At 43.9% G+C, this 16,619-nt stretch carries 15 protein-coding genes and 1 pseudogene; 4 read left to right on the top strand and 12 right to left on the bottom strand.

Going from position 1 to position 16,619, the window contains the following annotated elements; genetic code table 11:
- Positions 1-258: 258 nt before the first annotated feature.
- The 3 genes and pseudogenes from U8U68_RS20140 to U8U68_RS20130 all read right to left on the bottom strand — a co-directional run bounded on the left by U8U68_RS20140 (position 259) and on the right by U8U68_RS20130 (position 4,116).
- Positions 259-1,677: pseudogene (locus U8U68_RS20140) on the bottom strand (tyrosine-type recombinase/integrase).
- 130 nt (positions 1,678-1,807) lie between these two features.
- Entirely contained in the window at positions 1,808-3,163 is a 1,356-nt protein-coding gene (locus U8U68_RS20135) for a P-loop NTPase family protein (protein WP_322204011.1), read from the bottom strand.
- A complete protein-coding gene (locus U8U68_RS20130; protein WP_322204009.1) occupies positions 3,106-4,116 on the bottom strand; it encodes a DEAD/DEAH box helicase in 1,011 nt (336 codons plus the stop codon). The genes U8U68_RS20135 and U8U68_RS20130 overlap by 58 nt, the downstream gene beginning before the upstream one ends.
- A gap of 528 nt (positions 4,117-4,644) precedes the next feature.
- On the opposite strand from U8U68_RS20130, the gene U8U68_RS20125 reads away from it, so the two are divergent.
- Positions 4,645-5,181, top strand: coding sequence for a relaxase/mobilization nuclease domain-containing protein (locus tag U8U68_RS20125; protein WP_322204007.1), 537 nt, complete (start codon positions 4,645-4,647; stop codon positions 5,179-5,181).
- Positions 5,182-5,217: 36 nt separating this feature from the next.
- On the opposite strand, the gene U8U68_RS20120 is transcribed toward U8U68_RS20125, so the two are convergent.
- Positions 5,218-5,505: a helix-turn-helix domain-containing protein gene (locus U8U68_RS20120; protein ID WP_322204005.1), complete on the bottom strand. Its 288-nt coding sequence runs from the start codon at positions 5,503-5,505 to the stop codon at positions 5,218-5,220.
- Positions 5,506-5,568: 63 nt separating this feature from the next.
- Between U8U68_RS20120 and U8U68_RS20115 the strand changes: the two genes are divergently transcribed.
- Positions 5,569-5,904 carry a hypothetical protein gene (locus tag U8U68_RS20115; RefSeq protein WP_322204003.1) on the top strand — a complete coding sequence of 112 codons (336 nt, stop codon included), beginning with the start codon at positions 5,569-5,571 and terminating at the stop codon, positions 5,902-5,904.
- 42 nt (positions 5,905-5,946) lie between these two features.
- Here the strand turns inward: U8U68_RS20115 and U8U68_RS20110 are convergent, their stop codons facing one another.
- From U8U68_RS20110 to U8U68_RS20085, 6 genes are all read right to left on the bottom strand, one after another.
- Positions 5,947-6,072: a hypothetical protein gene (locus U8U68_RS20110; RefSeq protein WP_322204001.1), complete on the bottom strand. Its 126-nt coding sequence runs from the start codon at positions 6,070-6,072 to the stop codon at positions 5,947-5,949.
- A gap of 95 nt (positions 6,073-6,167) precedes the next feature.
- Positions 6,168-6,716, bottom strand: a complete 549-nt coding sequence (locus tag U8U68_RS20105) for a recombinase family protein (protein ID WP_322203999.1) — start codon at positions 6,714-6,716, stop codon at positions 6,168-6,170.
- A 208-nt stretch (positions 6,717-6,924) separates the two neighbouring features.
- Positions 6,925-7,308 (bottom strand): DUF3846 domain-containing protein, encoded by a 384-nt coding sequence (locus U8U68_RS20100; RefSeq protein WP_322203997.1) that lies wholly within the window; start codon positions 7,306-7,308, stop codon positions 6,925-6,927.
- Positions 7,296-8,261: a class II glutamine amidotransferase gene (locus U8U68_RS20095; protein ID WP_322203995.1), complete on the bottom strand. Its 966-nt coding sequence runs from the start codon at positions 8,259-8,261 to the stop codon at positions 7,296-7,298. Before U8U68_RS20095 ends, U8U68_RS20100 begins: the two co-directional genes overlap by 13 nt.
- Positions 8,261-9,358, bottom strand: coding sequence for an amidoligase family protein (locus tag U8U68_RS20090; protein ID WP_322203993.1), 1,098 nt, complete (start codon positions 9,356-9,358; stop codon positions 8,261-8,263). The genes U8U68_RS20095 and U8U68_RS20090 overlap by 1 nt, the downstream gene beginning before the upstream one ends.
- 107 nt (positions 9,359-9,465) lie before the next feature.
- Positions 9,466-9,786: a helix-turn-helix domain-containing protein gene (locus tag U8U68_RS20085; protein ID WP_322203991.1), complete on the bottom strand. Its 321-nt coding sequence runs from the start codon at positions 9,784-9,786 to the stop codon at positions 9,466-9,468.
- Positions 9,787-9,953: 167 nt separating this feature from the next.
- Between U8U68_RS20085 and U8U68_RS20080 the strand changes: the two genes are divergently transcribed.
- Together U8U68_RS20080 and U8U68_RS20075 are read left to right on the top strand one after the other, a co-directional pair.
- Positions 9,954-11,078, top strand: a complete 1,125-nt coding sequence (locus U8U68_RS20080; RefSeq protein ID WP_322203989.1) for a hypothetical protein — start codon at positions 9,954-9,956, stop codon at positions 11,076-11,078.
- A complete protein-coding gene (locus tag U8U68_RS20075) occupies positions 11,071-12,792 on the top strand; it encodes a hypothetical protein (protein ID WP_322203987.1) in 1,722 nt (573 codons plus the stop codon). The genes U8U68_RS20080 and U8U68_RS20075 overlap by 8 nt, the downstream gene beginning before the upstream one ends.
- Positions 12,793-13,741: 949 nt before the next feature.
- Here U8U68_RS20075 and U8U68_RS20070 read toward each other — a convergent pair.
- A complete protein-coding gene (locus U8U68_RS20070) occupies positions 13,742-14,731 on the bottom strand; it encodes an ATP-binding protein (protein WP_322203985.1) in 990 nt (329 codons plus the stop codon).
- Positions 14,728-16,524 (bottom strand): hypothetical protein, encoded by a 1,797-nt coding sequence (locus U8U68_RS20065; RefSeq protein ID WP_322203983.1) that lies wholly within the window; start codon positions 16,522-16,524, stop codon positions 14,728-14,730. The genes U8U68_RS20070 and U8U68_RS20065 overlap by 4 nt, the downstream gene beginning before the upstream one ends.
- Positions 16,525-16,619: the final 95 nt, after the last annotated feature.

Genomic DNA, 16,619 nt, shown 5'->3' with positions numbered 1-16,619 from the left:
CGGGTTTTGGCCAGAAAATCGAGCAAAAAGGGGCAGAAACGCCTAGAAATGGCTAGAAAGATCGGTTCACCACAGCTCATAACCCGAAGGTCGTAGGTTCAAATCCTGCCCCCGCAACCACACATATGGCCCAGAACACTAAGTTCTGGGCCATATCTTGTGTTTTCAGGTTGTTTGCATACTAGTTTTGACCCCATTTTTACCCCTAAAACTGTAAACCATATACCTTTACAGTTGAATTCGAGTTGAATTTAGCCTTTAGACCGGGATTTGCAGGAGCAGTTGCCCTGCATCCAAGACCAGCATATGGGCTGGGGTTGGTTCAGGCGGACATAGGTTTATCAGCAGTTCCTCTTGCAGCCGCTCCTTCATTTCCTGTAGGCTCTGGTACAGGTCCGCACCAGTAAACTGCACCTGTGGAAAGTCCGGTGCGGTAAACAAGAATCCTCCTGTTGCCAGTGGCGTTGCGATAACTGGATAGGAAATCGCCTGCGCCGGAGCTTGGCCCATGTCGAATAGTTCCTCCATCAGCGCCATGCTCTCAACTTTGTGGCTGGTCAGCACATGGGCATAGGTGTCCATAGTGAATGATACGGAGGCGTGGCCTAGAATGACCGACAGAGTTTTTGCGTCCATGCCCTGCTCCATAGCTCGGGAGGCGAAGGTATGTCTCAGGGCATGAAGCGTGAAGTGCCTGAGGCCAGCCAAGTTGAGGATTTGGTTGTACTGGTCCTTAAAAGTTCGAGGCTCCATGTAACCTCCCAGGGGATTGGTGACAATCATGCCACTGTCGACGTAGTTCTCGCCCGCCGCTTGGCGATCGCTCTGTTGGACTGCTTTCCAGTTCATCAGGTCTTGCATAACAGCGGGAAGAATCGGAATGGAGCGGATAGAATTCTGGGATTTGGGGCTCTATATCACGATTTCGGTCTTGCTCTCCCCTGGCGGGACTGCACCACGCTTCTTCAAGCGGTTCAGTGTCCTGCGTATGTGCAATAACCCTGCTTGCACGTCTAAATCTTCCCAGCGCAACCCCAGCACCTCTCCAATGCGTAGGCCGGTAAAAAGTACCAGACGGATAAAAACGCCGTAGCGGTGCTGGTAGCTGGCCTTAATGAGCCGCACCTGTTCGTCCCTGGTCAGTATCTCGATTTGAGGCTTGTCCCCCTGAGGCAGGTTGATGGCGGAGGCCGGATTGCTGGGGATGTACCCCTCGTTGACCGCAAAAGAAAGGGCCTTGTGCAAAAACAGATTGAGATTCACAATCGTTTTTGGCGCAAGGCCCTCTGCCTCGGCTTTGTAATTGTAGAACTCCTGCAACAACCTGGGCGTGATGTCCCGGAGCTGCAAGCCGCCCAAACTGGGCTTCAAATGGATGCGTATGTACCCCTCATAGCTGATATAGGTGGATTGCTTCAAAGAGCGCTTCATATAGACCTCAAGGCACATATCCAGCCACTCGCCAAGAGTGATGCTGCTGAACGCATTTGGAGCTGAATCCCGCAGGACGGACAGCTCATGGAGCAGCTTAACGGCTTCCTCCTGGGTATCTGTGTAGCGGGAAACCCTCTTTGGCTTCCCGGTCGCGTAGTCGATTCCAACCGTCACACGGACCTCCCAGCGGCCGTCGGGCCTTTGACGGATGTTTCCCTCTTTGTTTGCTCTGATTTTTGACATCTGGCTCAACCCTTTCCAATTGGATTTGAAACTGCTTTTCGGTTTCAGGGTTATAATATGTGCCTGAAATGTTGGTGAAAAGCGGTTCTTTATTGGATAGGTTTGGTTGGGTTTATCTTTTTACATTTTGTCACTGTCCTTCGCTTCGCCTTAATACAACCCACCAATTTCTCTGCTTGCCATTGATGGATTTTTTCTTGCTCATTATTTGATATGGAATGTCGAACTCTCTCATGCAGGTATTGATAACCAAAATGCTCCCACGGGACTTTGAATATCTATGTACAGGTCTCACGCTCTGTATCCAGGCACAAAAATCATTCTTTATTTTCTTCTGTTCGTCAGATGCCAGAAAGCATACTCCACTATCCGGCGAGACAACACATTCCAGCGAAATGACAAATTGCTCCTTATAATATGACGTAAAGCCGTATTTTTCAAGTGCCCAATTCTTAGAAATCCATGGGGCGTATTCCTCTTCGTTAAATCCAATCCAGGAAAGTTGCTTTCTAATCCACATATACTGGACACTTTGCAGGAATGGCTCTATTTCCGGGGCCTTTGAATCCACCCATATCAATTCTTTCTTTATGATTTGTAATATCTCATCCGAATTAAAACTGATACCAGTGCATTTGTTTAGAAAGGTCATCAAACGTATTTCATCTGCCACCCATTCAACTTGCTTTTTTGTTAGGCCAAACTCTTTTAAGTCCTTCGCATCATATTTGTTTTCTATACAATCGTAAATGAAGTCTGCAAACAAACTCGTTCGTTCTTCCTGCATTTCTTCAAACATTGCCATCGTTTCATCAAATTCATAGGCAATCTTCTTTTGGACATACCGTGCAGGCTGATATAAATCAACCATAGCATACTCATAATCGTCTTTCTTAATACCATGATTTTTGATATCAGAGTCTTGAGCTATAAGCGGCTCATATCCTTTTTTGAAATGTGCTCCATTTGTATAGTACTTATAGAAGTTGTGCAATTTCTTTCCACCCAGTTTGGGCCTATCGGGAGATTTAAAAAACATAAGCTCTTGCCAAAATTTGATAGGGCGTAAAACATCCCCTCTAAAAAACTTGCGGACACTACCCTCAGAAATATTCCTCAAAAATAGTTCTACTTTTTCCTCACAATTTTGTCTGCGTTTTCTGCCGAGCATTTGGAGAAAGGTCGTTTCTTCAAAGAAATCTATCACAATATGTTTGAGAGAAGAATCTTTTAAATTGATACCATTGTCAAATATCTTAGTGGCAATCAAAACATTAAGATTAAATGTGTCGTTTTCTATAATGTTCTTATACGCTTGCCTTTCTATGATGCCTCCATTTTTCTTGCTTTTCGCCGTGATAAAAGCCACTTCATTTATTTTTTGATTGTGCAATCCATCTATGAGTTCATTGCCTGTTTTTTCATTTCTCACAAAAATGAGCCACTTATCCTCAAAACTAGTATCCTCCATATTCTTTTTATACAACTAATTACTTCATCCCAATCGTCAAAATAAGCCACATCAAGGTATGTAAAATCCTCCTCAATGAAGTAGTATCGGCTATTTTCCTTGAGAGTGCGCTCTATTTTTATTCGAGTCTGCTTTTGACTATAATAATCGTTATAAAGCGCATCAGTCATTGGGGGTAACGCATCGCTATTCTTTTGGTCATATTTATACCAGTCTACTTGGCTTGCAAACCGCTTGTCAGCCTCCCCTTCGTCATTCATTGCCGTTATCAACTCCATTCTTGCTTTTTGAACCTGTTGCATCCATCTATATATCCTACTCGTTGCTTCCCTTGTAAGGTTCCTATTCAATAGCAAAGACGAAACTTCCATATTATCAATCGGGCATAAATATCCGCGAGGCATAAAATCATCCAACCGAATTGTAGAGGGGAGTGATAAAACGTGGGTATCATTTAAGTTGTTTTCTAAATGAATTGCTAAGTAGGGCAAAGTGGCAGTCATATAAACCCATACCGCATCCGTTCTCCTAAGTCGTCTTATCGAGTCAATTCGAGCAATACAGTTTGACATTTTTTCAAAGAAAGTTGAATCTGACAAAAAGAAATGCGCCTCATCTAATATGTAATAATCTGCACCTGCAATCCTATAGGAGAGTTTCTCATCTTCACTCAGATTGAGTTTATCTTCCATTCCATATACACCTGGGAGAGATTCGTATTGTTGATAACTGCAAAGAATTATCGATTTACTGTACTCTACTGGTATGCTATTCTCCACTTGTTGCTTCAATGCCGTACGGTTGGCCATGTAAACTAACATTTTACCTTGACTATAAACATATGGTAGTAAAACGTTAAGAATAAAATGGGTCTTTCCGGTTCCTGTTGGCGCATGAATCACTACAGGTTTTTCTGCGCTCCAAGTTTTGAAACCGTCACCAACAACATCAGATACATACTTTCTCATATCTTTTTCACTCTTCCCTAAGACCTTAATCTGGATGTTATTTCTTATTTTATAATCTAAAAATTAAAAATTTTCCATATCTTAACTTATTATACCTTTTCACACGCGATTTGTCAAAGCCCACCAATAAAATGACATCAGAAACAGCCACATGCCCCCAGCACAATATCAGCGCTGGGGGCTTTGCCAAAATTCTAAGGAATCTTACAATCTGTAAAAGGCTAAAACAATCATAACTATAAAATAACCCTGGGGGGAAGAAACTTGCTCGCACTATCTTAGAGCAAATTTCTTCCCTGGCTATCATTGTATACACCAGGAAATACTTACAGTTGCTTTTTTGATAGTTGTATTTATATTCTTGTCTGTCATAATATCTATTCTACTTCTACTATCTAGCTCTCCTTATGTTCTATCTTCTGTACCTTCATCTCTTTCGTCAGATAAATGTTTACAGTAGGTAGTACATCCTATTACTAGATATGTTATAACTTCTAGTAAAAAATGCAATTTAGGGAGGGCTCTTTTATGCCAATATTAAAAATCATGAATGCAAAAGGTAAGTATTATAACTCAGATGCTCGCGAACTACTGGCTAGGTATATTCTCAACCCGCAAAAATCCCCTAGCTGTCTTTATGGTGGTATGGACATAGAAAACAGGTTGGATATTGAAAGCAGAGATATTGTAATATCCAGCGTAGTTGCTCAAATGGATGAGGTTGCCAGATATTTTCATAAGGATTATGGAGTACAACTAAGACACTTTGTTGTCTCATATAAGCCAAATGATACAAATGAACCTGAAATAGTAGGGTATATTGCTTGCTGTGTGGCCGAATGGCTTAGCGAGAGGTATCAGACCATCTATGCGGTACACGAGAACACGGATAACCTGCATTTCCATGTGATGTTTAACTCTGTAAGCTATGTGGATGGGTACAAGTATCATGGCGACAAAAGAGAATATTATCAGCTGATTGAGCAGATAAAAAGCGCCAATCGCCTGTTCGGTATTAGCAACCTAAGATGTGTCTCCAACACTTCTGACGAGGACATACAGTAAGCCAGTGCCCTGAGGGAATCACCCTCAGGGCTTCTCCTATTTAGACCGCCATTTTCCAAGATAATCCATCACAGATTCCTTTGGTATTTTCCAATTCCGTCCAATGCGGAAAGCAGGGATTTCTCCTTGTCCCAAGAGCTCATATGCGGCATTTCTGCCAACATTCAGTATCTCTCTTAGGTCCTGTACGGACAAAACGTCACTGTATTCATCTAGCACGATTTTCTCATCTCCTAAAATTTTTTTTACTATTTTGTTCGTTGTTTTTATCTTTATCTCATTCTCATATTCCTGCTTTTTTGTTGTTAAAAATTTGGCTATCAAACCTTTACCAACTTCTTATGTGCTAACATAATAATAAAAAATTTCAAAAAGGAGCAGAGAATCATGAGTGAAAATAGCACAGATAACAGCACAGTCATTATGGCATTACGGAATGGGGAAATCCCCCTCAACAAGGGATATTGGACGGAAAAGGAAAAAGAAGAGCTTACCTCCATGTTCCATAGAGGCATAGGAGTATCTGAGATGGCTCTATACTTTAGACGGTCGGAAGAAGCCGTTGCAAATCAAATTAGAGTGTTAGGGCTTAGGGAACAATGTCGGACTACATACAAGAAAAAGCATGAGAGCATATGCCCTAACTGCATTCATTATGATGATTGCAAGGCCACTGGATTTTCTCATTGTCCGGCCTTTTCTTCAAAAAAATCTGAAGAATAAAAAAAGAAGGGGGATAGCATCTAGCTCTCCCCTTCTTTCCGTTTACTTCCTCCTGTTTTTCAGCGGATTCCTAACTCCCCGGCTCACAAGATAGACAGAGGCCGCCAGAATAGCGCCCTCTGCAAACTTTGCCAGAGCCGTGCCAACAATCGCGAACGTAACCGGCATTACCGCGCACCCCCTTTCCTCGGCTCTGTCGTTACGCTCTCCATAACGCACAGAATCGTTAATGTCACTACGAACCCTAACAACGTCCACTGCATTCAAATCGCCTTGACCTTTCTGTAAAATGTGCTGGGCTTCATGTCCAGCCTTTTCATTGCCTCGACCGCCGTAAATCTCCCCTCCCGCCACTGCCGGACCACCTTATCAAACTCGGGATGCTCAATGGGTTTCCGACCCTTATAAATGCCAGCGACCTTTGCAACAGCGATGCCCTCCCGCTGTCGCTGAAGGATGTACTCCCGCTCCAACTCAGCCACCGCGCCGAACACGGTCAGCATGAACTTGCCGGTGGGGGTGCTGGTGTCGATGGCCTCTTTCTTGGACACAAACTCAACGTCTTTCACCGCTAACTGCTCGATAAGGTCCAACAGGTCACGGGTATTCCTGGCAAAGCGGCTGATGGATTCCACAATTACCACATCCCCATTGCGGACAAAAGACATCATGCGCTTGAGCTCCGGGCGGTCGGTGTTCTTCCCGCTCATGCGGTCAATGTATACCTGGTCCACGCCCAGGTCGCGCATAAGGACTTCTTGTCTGGCTGTGTTCTGCTCTGTGGTGCTGATACGGATGTAACCTATCTTCATGACGTTCTCCTTTCTTTTTGAATGGTCCTGGTCTAAGCTATGTGAAAGTAAAACTGGAAAAGTGGAGGCGTTATATATAGGGGATTTTCCAGTTTTCCAAAAAGTTGAACAATGAATCCCAATAGGGTCCCTATAAAAGTTGGCATATGCCACAAAGCCCAAATGGACCCTAATGGCATACTTTTTAACTCTGCCAATTGGGTATACCCTATTGGGACACCTTAGCCATTGGCAAAATCAGCAGCTTTCCATTGACATTTACGAACAATTCGGGAACTGAAAACATCTGAGTATACCTCCATACCTGCTCCTCTGATAGCGAAGTAAAGCGCTCCGAATCCGGCGGCGCTCCACAGAGGAAAAAGGTTCCTGCGATAATGTCATAGACTTCGCCGGTTCTACTATTCCTTAGAGCCCTGTTGAGAGGCAAGCTCATTACCTTCCCCTCATCATTGGCAATCAAGGCAACAGCTTCATCAAAGGGATAAAGCACTTGAATCAGACCGCCAACAAGCTCCTGCATGGATTCCAGCGTACCACTGATTTCTGTAACTTCTGGTTCTCTTTCAGGTGCAACCTTTAGAATTCGCATAATCTCCCACTCTCCCATCTGGCGTAAGATTGTCCTTCGTACAAGATTTCTTCTATTTCCTCACAAGAAAATCCTTCTTCCCGCAAAGCATCTATATAGACGGACCCGCATCCAAAAGCGGAGGCAACCGCTTTTAGCTCTTCCATATAGTTATCATCTTCATTGGGATAATCGTAAAGCAGTTGATGGCGGTATGGCAATCTAAAGTCGCCAAAATAGCCCCACAAATCTTCCTGCTTCTCAAAGCTGCTGCGGGAGATTTTTCCCATAGGGTTGGTTTTCAAAATCTCTCCATCGTCAACTTCTATCTGTTCCCCATACCCCAGCTTTACGCCCATTCTGAATAGTGCTTTTTCCAGAATCGCGCTGGTTGAAGCATACAAGTATAACCTTTCATTGGGGAAGTGAAAAACGCAGATTGGGTTATCCCCCTTTACTAGATACCAGTTGTTATGCTCATCCAGAATTGTAAAACAAAAAGAGCCCTCGATCTGCTCAGCCATAGTCTTTAGGCTGGAAAAATCGAGGGCTCTTTGCTTTTCTATGAGTTGAACCGCCACATAGCTGTCCGTCTGGATTTTGGTGATTGGCAGTTTTAGTGAACGCCGTAATACCCGGTCATTCCGCAAAATACCGTTGTGCGCAAGGGCGAACCTTTCCGCTCCTATCTGCCCCATAAAGGGATGATTATTGTAGTTCTTTTTCTCACTCCCCTGGGTTGTCATGCGTGTATGCCCCATAATGTAATCTGCGCCATTGGGCAGATAGATACGCAGCTTATGCGCCGGACCTGGGCGCTTATAGGTATGGAGCTTTCCCATAGAAATATAGGAAATTCCTGCGGCATCCGTGCCTCTGGCCTCGCACTCAATAGCCAGGATAGAGAGCATTCTGTTCTTCTGTCTTGCGTTCAAAGTCCCGCCATAATCCAGCATTCCAAACAAACAGCACATTAGATTTCCTCTCCTTTCTCCACAGGCTCATTGATATAGAGCCGCCGTTCCTTGAGATACTGTATCAATTCCGGTTCCTGAACTTCCTCCACAAAGGTTGTCCATGCCAGCGCTTTCAACTGACCATCCGGCACAGAAATAGCCACGTCGCAAATCTTGTTTACAAGCTGCAACGTGGCTATTAACGTGTTGTATTTTAGCGTTCCCCGGAATATTCTGAACTCAATGGTGTGGCGATTTTGCAAGTTTACTGCATAATACCGGCCTTTGCCGTAACCTTCCTTTGCTTGGTCGAGAATGTCCATGGGATGTTCCTTATAACCGTATCTAGCGGCCCATTTGTCAAGCTGGTGCTGAGTGCGGCGGCTGAACTTCAAAAGCTCGTCCCAAAACTTCTCCATGATGTAAAGTACTCTGGCAATAGCGACCTCTTGCTGGTACTCTGTTTCACCAAACGCGGTACGGTTCACATGGACGTGCAAGCCACAGGTGTCCGCCTTGTGGGAAAGATAACCAAGCGAAACAGCTTCATCAAACACATCCCGCCATGACATGGAATTGCAGTGATAATCCAGCGTCATGGGATGAGTAACAAGTTCAAATCCATCCTCTAAGCTACCGTCATGCTTGCAGTAAAGCAGTTCTTTCCCTCGGTTCGCCTGACGCATGATTTGGCAAGCGTTTTCACTGCTTTCTCCGGCATAGTCCAGCTCAAGTTCCACGCCGAAGTAACGGTCGCCTGTGCCGTAGAAAATGGGGTCGGGTTTGTAGCTGTACGCGTGAATCTTTTTCTCCGTTTGAATCTGATTGAAGCATACCCAGCAGTAGGGGTATTCCTCGTTCTCATCATCTTCATCATAGTAAGCAGAAGTATACGCGATCGGACTGCCACAAACCGTGCAGGTGGTATAAAGCTCGGTTTGACAGGCTTGGCAAAGCGCGGTGTCACAGCCCTCTTCCCGCCAAATCCGGGTGTCGCAACGAGCGCATAACTCAGTAGAGCTTTCCAAACAGGCGGGACAAAGGCACTGGCTATCGAAGTTCACAAGCTCCGATGGTGGGTAGGGCTGGTTACAGAGGGTGCAAGTTTCAGTCATAATATTACCTCCAAAGAGAATTCATGCTGCGCAGAAGCCCGCACGTTATTTCTATAAAGATAATATATGACTGAAATTTCCTACTCTAGCGGAACACGAAATTGAAGCTATTTCTGCTTTGTATATTTCTGTTTGAGAAATTCCGCGTAGTCTGACAGACTTCCTCTAGCCTCCGGGGGAAAGTGCGGTGGCAGTCTTAAAAACCGGCCTTGGTTGGTATGTGGGGTAGGCTCATCTGTCAAGCCAAGCAAATAGTCTATCGACACATTAAAGTATTTTGCTATTTCAATCTTTATCGCGTCCGGCGGCTCAGACTTCTCCCGCTCATAGGATGAAATCGAATGCTTATTTATCCTGAGGATAGCCGCCAGTTCGTCTTGGGTCAAACCGGCATCCTTCCGCAAATCTAGCAAGCGCTCTCCAATCATCAAGAAAACCTCTCTGCTGTTTTCGTTGATTATAGCTTAAAAATCGACTTCCGCTTCTATTATTGGCAAATAAGACCTAAAACGCTATAATGTAGATAAATTTTCGATTTTTGGCATAGAGTCGAAAAATCTCATACTGTAAATTCGGCATGGGGAGGGAAGGCAAGATGGACCGGCGGATTGCTCAACTGCGGCAAGAAAAGGATAGTGCTTTACAAAAGGCTGTGAGTACTGTTGAGGCACAAACATCTGAGATTGGGGACCACCTAACACAAGTAAGGGATGAATATGGCCGGGTTGTACAGTTGTCAGGCCAGGCTGGATATGTGCTGGACAATATCGACAGGGAGTTCAAAGCTAAGACAAAGCTCACAGGCAAGGATATTGTGCTCTTGTTTCTGTGTACCGCTTTGCAATGCGCACGACAGTACCTGTTGACTGGCGACAGCTTTAGGATCACCTCTACTCAGGGCGATAAGCTCATGGAAGATACTTTTGGGTTTATTAAGCCTGAGTGGAAAGATATTCTCTTCCAGAGCGTTCCTTACGATGCAATCAAAACAGGTCCTCATATCTCCAAAACTGAACTCGCAGGTACAACCCACAGATACCGCACATTAGGCCATGACCCTGTCCTTGGTTGGATATTCGGAACCGCAAACATCATGACAAGCTCTCTTACCAAATATAATTTGGAGACATACCAAGTTAGTAACGGTATTATTATCCGGCACTATCCCTTGGGAGTAGCAGGGATGCTTGAAAAGGCTATTACTTATACACAAAGAGACCCCATCCTTTTAGCTGCATCTGTGGCAAGACAGGCGATTCACTTTGGCTCTGATATGTTCACAAAACAAGGGCTTCCTGTCCCGTTTATTATGACAGCAAATAACGACCTAGCTAAAGACACTCTTTCCAAGTGGCACATTGATAGCTGGGCTATCCTACGCAGCGCTGGACTGGCTGGGCTTATCAACATGCTCATTTTCTGCATCCATCAGCTCTTTTACAATGAGGACAAGGATGGTCCGCATTCTATGTATGAAGTGCGAACCAGAAAAATACTCAGCTATTCCAACGCCCTTACTACCGGGAGCAATATTCTTGTAGTAGCGCTTACAAGGGACGTTTCAAAGCTGGATATAGGCGGAATACTCGTTACTCTGTATAGGCTTGTCAGCGACTACAAGTTTATCCATGAGGTTAAACGAGATTTCCTACAGCAGGAGTTCTACAAAATGGTCATTGGAGAAAATTATAATTTCATGGAGGAAAGCAACAATGTTTAACAGCAAATACAAAAAGGGCATGGCAGACGTGGCAAAGGCATATGAGGCTTTTGGTCAGAAACAAGAAGCGGTACTGGATAAAATCTTGGAAGAGGTTCGGCGCGGCAACCGGAGCATGGAGGACGCTCTTAATGAAATCGGCGGCAATGTGGACAATCTATATGACCATCTGCAATCCAAGGAAAAAGCCGAGCTTTATACTGTCTATACCCCCTTTGATATCAAGGATTTAGGCAGTCAGGAGAAGCTATTCCTTGTGGGTGCGCTTCTTCGGCTTACCACAGATAAAGAGCCTAATGAGAACCAGCAAAACTATCTCAGGTCCATCCAGCGCTATCTTGACATCAAAGAGCCACCCTTTGGAACAGACCCTTTGATGATTGAAAACATTGAGGATATTCCCGCGCAGAAGGCTATTCTGCAAGCAGTTATGGAATTCCTTCGCTTGCAGGATGGCGATAGCTATGATGAAACTGAACTGCAACAGGAGTTTTTGGATGCCTTTAGTGTGAATAGTAAAGGACGAAAAGCCATTATAGAGCAGGTTGAGATGCTTTATAATGCTACTGGAGCTATGGGGCTGGCAGAAAAATACGGGTATGTGGTAGAAGATCCAGAATTGCCTATGGAGCAAACAATAACAGATAACGCAAAATACTCAATATCAAAAGAAGTTGCCCAAAAATTATATGCTTATATGGAAGAAAGCCGGTACAATTTTGCCGAATCTGACAATTACTGCCTGATTGAGAGAATGGATGAGAACAACAATAAACGGATTATTCTTTTTGAAAAATCCACTAGCGAAGAGAAGGATATAACCTCTGTGGGCAAGGGGTTAGTTGGCAACCATTGGGAGGAATGTAGATATTTTCAAGATGATATGTTCATTTTAACTGAAGATAGCACAATATTTCATATTGAACCGCATTCCGTACAATGTGACATTGTATTTGCATCCCAAGATTTTTTAGACTCTCTTTCCGTAAGTGAAAACACTGTACAGATTAAAGTCGATGGCAATACCACTATAATAGATTGGAATGGTAATATCATTTATTCATATGATAATTCAAACCGAAATAGTGAATGGCAATACGGGCATATCTTCTTTTATGATGACTTTATGTGGTCTCTATACTCATCAGGTTGGAACGAAAGAACTTGGAAACTCTATAAATCTACACCAGATAAAGCAAAGATGAAAACCGTCTTAGAAGCATCGAATGGTTTTGAACCAGAGGAAGTACTTGTTACAAATTCCAAGCTCTATATACTAGCTGAAAATCCGAACAAGCGCTCTTACGCATACTCTAAGCGCTCAATTTTCTCCATCGACTTAGAAACACCGACAGATTTCCAAGAAATAATATCAGACATTACAGTTTATAACCAAACCATTCACGGACCAATAAGGCGCTCTTTGCCAAGTGGTTGGGTTTTCATTGGCGAGGATGGTTCTAGCACATTGCGTGAGTACAAGCTGATGTACTTTTCATGTGAAAATGAAAAAATCTCTATACTGGCTAAGGATTGTGGAAAATGCGAAGTACGAACTCATGTATTTAAAAAAGATGATGTATTTCACTACATTGGTCAGGTAAATGTGATTGATGAATACATTTTCTTTAATATTGGGATGCCGATTTCCGCTCACACGACAAGAGCTATGGTTTCCATCCATGAGCCACTAAATGTTCAGATATTACAATAGATAAGAATAAAGCGGCAGGAAATCGTTAAACTCTGAGTCTTTCGATTTTCCATAAACGCAGCCGATATATTGGCCGTATATTCTTACAGGATGTATCATTGCACCCCCTGCCAATCGAGCCTCTTGACATTATATCTCAGGCCATAGTATAATCCTTGAACAAAGAGGAATGCCATATTTTCATAATTTGCATTTTTATTCACAAAAAAAGTTGACCCCATTTTTACCCCAGCCCGTGTCCATAGACACAGGCAAGTATAGGTCAACCTCTGTATATCGCGAATTTATATACGCTATATTAGCTGGTTTAGAGCATTTTAGCGAGATTTTATGCAATCATAATTATTATTGACCCCTCATAACCCGAAGGTCGTAGGTTCAAATCCTGCCCCCGCAACCAAAAATCCCTAGAACTTCTAAGGCTTCTGGGGGTTTTCCTTTTGTTTACGAAAGGGAAAACAAAGGTCTTTCTAACACCTTTCTAACACTTTTTTGGAAGACCCTGTTTTAGGTGCTTCTATGGGTCTGGGAAAGTACGTTTTCCTGAGTTTTCAGTAGTTTTCGGACACAAAATTTTCAAGCAGTCCCCTTTGGGATTTTAGCTATATCTCACAAATAGATCTGTGCTTTTCTTCGAATCTGCTCTTAGGTGAAGTTTTTTAAGGCGAATCTGGCCTGCTGAATTATTTGGATATTCGCCGCAAGGTGGCCTTGGAATCTATTCTAACACTTTTTCTGCTGAAAACTTCCTGATATTTGCGTGTTGCTTTATGATAGGGTTAAAAGAGATCCCGCCAGAACAGCTCTGCTCCTAAAATTTTTAGATATAGTTGGAGCAGTTCGATTTTATGTATATAGCAAAGGAACCCTGAGTTTCAAAACTCAAGGTTTCTTTGTAGGTTCCTAAAAAGTTGTTAAAACAATGCTCTGTTAGCTGCCAGGTTCTTTCCTAATCCACATCAACAATGACCACTTTGCTATCCTCTTGCCGCCAAAGGAATTGTCCCCGCCGCAGTCTCTGTAGACACTCCTGACACTTGGAAATGTCAGATTTACGATCGCAGATGGATTTTGCCAATTTGTAAATATGCTGTCCATCAGGCCGAAAGTAAATTTGTTTGGCGGCCTGGCCAAGGGCAGGTACTGCATTTTTGTGGTCGAGCCATTGGGAACTAAACCATCCGGCTATCCCGTGTTTCCTGCCCTCCCGCAAAATGCGTACAGACATGCTTCCTGCTCCCCAATTGAGCTGCTGAGCCTCATCCAGGATAAGAATTAGCGGAGGCTGATTTGGAGTGTGCATAGTCCATAAGGCTTGTAGAATAAGTTCAACCAGCAATTTACATAGACTTGGGTCGATGATTTGCGAATAATCCAGAACAATTAGCCCTGGTGTCTCCAAATCAAGACTGATTGGCTGAGTGCCACAGTGAACCATCCCGGTCAACAGTTCCAGATACTCCTTGGCAGATTTTACGCCTCTATCCGGTTCTTCCAGTTGCGCAATAAAGTTCAAAAGCCCTTCTAAAGTGGGATTTTTATCCGTTTTCTGATATGCAGTCGTGACACGACGAAGTGAGAGGGTGGCCGTTGACCCCATACGAAATACAGCGTGGATGGCCACAAGCAACTGCTGGGCAAGAAGATCTGGGCTTTGATCAGGCAGGCCAATGAGCGGGTTGAGGTTAAAATCAGCGGAGCTCACATCTATGTGCTGAAAACACAGTGACTCCGGAGGTGAATAGTCCCGAAAATCTCCTGTGTAGTCCATGACTAGGACGATCGACCCTTGTTCAACAGCTTGGATTGCCAACTTTTTTAGGAGATAACTCTTCCCCGTTCCGCTCCGGCCTGAAATGTAAATATGCGGATTATATGCGTCCGGCCAAACAATTATCCTTCCTGAAGGAGTATGGCCAGGACTAAGATTCAAACTCATTGCATGTCCTCCTCTTCCAGAATCAGGGGGTCACCATAAACGTCAAATAACTCTCGCTCAAAGGAGAAAACTCGTGTCAATTTAGGGATCCCATGCTCGTTCCAGATAGTAATTCTGGTTAGAGGAGTGGTCTTGTTGATCCTCGCGCCAGAAAACATTCCTGCCTCGGATAACGCAGCCTCAATAACCGGGCGAGACTGCATCATCGACTGACAGACTTGAGTAAATGCGTCTAATGTGAAATGCAGCCGGTCTTCATCAAAAGCGACTACACCTCTCATGTCCACTGGGCAGCGGTTCCTGTGATGTATATGTAGAATGTCTTTCTGAATCATGTTTCTGGCAATATCAATAAACTGCTCAGGAAGCGAGGCACGTTCGGCCTTTTCTGAAGTCTGTACCAGGATATCCAGAAGTTGGCCGAACAAATTTTCATCCGTTGAGGGAAACGGCACAGAATTCAGCGCTGCACATTCAAAAAAGCTTTCTAGGAAGTTGCGAAGGCCTATGAAGATTCCTAATGTCTGCAAACACGGATCTGTCAACTGACCTTCATCAAGACTCCGTGCGGTCTTTTGCCCATCCTCTAATGCTTTCCTTAGTTCAGGGACGTGGTCAGAGGTATAGCCGCAAAAAGCAATCAAGTAGTCCCGGTTCTGACCGACCCGATCAGCAGATTCCTTCCAGACTTCCCTATCAAAATCATCGGCAACAAAATCAAGGACCATAACTTCTGGAGCGCAGCTTAAAGCTGATGCGCGTGATGAAAGCAGCGTAATTGGAGCCTGGAGCGGCAGTGACCAAGTTTCACGCTTATTTTTCCATGGTACCACATGGTTAAGCAGGGCTGATTCAAGAATTTCCGAATTTTTTGCCGCTTGATTCAGCCGCCCGCTGTCTTCTACAAGGAGGGGTTGGTCCTTTCGTGCAAGAAGGTCGTAGGAGAAATCATTGGTGAGCTTCTCTAAAATAATCGGCGATGTATTGAACCAGGATAGCAGTTTACGAAAATAAGTTAGTATGTTATGCTCGGTCGAGAAGAAACAAATGGCTAGTGGGAATGTATAACCTAACTGTTGAAGCAGGGTGTGGATGGCGGCCTCGTGGTACAGAAGGAGCGTTAGTTGGCGTTTGAAGGAGGTTCGGATCATTTCAAATACTGGCATAAATTGGCTAATGGCGGTGGCAGTGACTGATGGGGATAGATTTGGAAGTAAAGCAAGTACATCATTTTTGCTATTGGATTGGCAGGTGGCAAAGCTTTGGAATATGAAATACCAGCTGGCAGTCTTATCTTGATTTCCCCTCCAACCGGCATAGAAAACCAAGGGACAATGGCGGCGGTTAGGGGCAAGCTGATTAGTGACTACATCTCTTAAGAGTCTGGCTGTGTTCTTCTGTGTACTCAGATGTTGAACGGTGATACCATGTCGTTGAAAGGCATTGATAAGCCGCGCATCAGAGAAGAAATCCTTTTCACTGATAATAAGCGTTTCATATTTATCTATTTCAATTGAATAATATGGATCAAAGCGAAGCGGTGGTTCCGAATATTCATAATAATAGGTTGCGTTGATAACAGCATTAATGAGTTCCAGCAATTTGCCGTATCGTCCCAGAGTATAAGTTCTTCCATTGTTGATAATAATTTTAGTATATGCTTCCTCCCGAAGCTGCTTTTGAGATAATTGGTTCTGCAACATTACGTTTTCAGTAACAGCGTGCAAATAAAAAGTCAAGCCCCTTAAGCCAAAAATATGAAAGGAAGCGGATGGAAAAAGTGAACACAGCAAACAGACTGCCGCCCAAAAGCGGCAGTCAGGAAGAAAAGATTGTTTCTGTCAGTCCGTCAAAGGCTCGTCCCAAAGACCTTTCTCTTTAAGAGAAT

The sequence above is a fragment of the Acutalibacter intestini genome (genome assembly GCF_034334985.1).
GTDB lineage: Bacteria > Bacillota > Clostridia > Oscillospirales > Acutalibacteraceae > Acutalibacter > Acutalibacter intestini.
The sequence above is the reverse complement of the archived record's forward strand: the minus strand, read 5'-3'. Positions and strand labels throughout refer to the sequence as shown.

Bases quoted from the DNA above. Each gene is read 5' to 3' on its own strand.
- U8U68_RS20130 (WP_322204009.1), bottom strand. From the start codon at position 4,116: ATGAGAAAGTATGTATCTGATGTTGTTGGTGACGGTTTCAAAACTTGG.
- U8U68_RS20125 (WP_322204007.1), top strand. From the start codon at position 4,645: ATGCCAATATTAAAAATCATGAATGCAAAAGGTAAGTATTATAACTCA.
- U8U68_RS20085 (WP_322203991.1), bottom strand. From the start codon at position 9,786: ATGATTGGAGAGCGCTTGCTAGATTTGCGGAAGGATGCCGGTTTGACC.
- U8U68_RS20110 (WP_322204001.1), bottom strand. From the start codon at position 6,072: ATGCCGGTTACGTTCGCGATTGTTGGCACGGCTCTGGCAAAGTTTGCA.
- U8U68_RS20070 (WP_322203985.1), bottom strand. From the start codon at position 14,731: ATGAGTTTGAATCTTAGTCCTGGCCATACTCCTTCAGGAAGGATAATT.
- U8U68_RS20090 (WP_322203993.1), bottom strand. From the start codon at position 9,358: ATGACTGAAACTTGCACCCTCTGTAACCAGCCCTACCCACCATCGGAG.
- U8U68_RS20095 (WP_322203995.1), bottom strand. From the start codon at position 8,261: ATGTGCTGTTTGTTTGGAATGCTGGATTATGGCGGGACTTTGAACGCA.
- U8U68_RS20075 (WP_322203987.1), top strand. From the start codon at position 11,071: ATGTTTAACAGCAAATACAAAAAGGGCATGGCAGACGTGGCAAAGGCA.
- U8U68_RS20115 (WP_322204003.1), top strand. From the start codon at position 5,569: ATGAGTGAAAATAGCACAGATAACAGCACAGTCATTATGGCATTACGG.
- U8U68_RS20080 (WP_322203989.1), top strand. From the start codon at position 9,954: ATGGACCGGCGGATTGCTCAACTGCGGCAAGAAAAGGATAGTGCTTTA.
- U8U68_RS20105 (WP_322203999.1), bottom strand. From the start codon at position 6,716: ATGAAGATAGGTTACATCCGTATCAGCACCACAGAGCAGAACACAGCC.
- U8U68_RS20100 (WP_322203997.1), bottom strand. From the start codon at position 7,308: ATGCGAATTCTAAAGGTTGCACCTGAAAGAGAACCAGAAGTTACAGAA.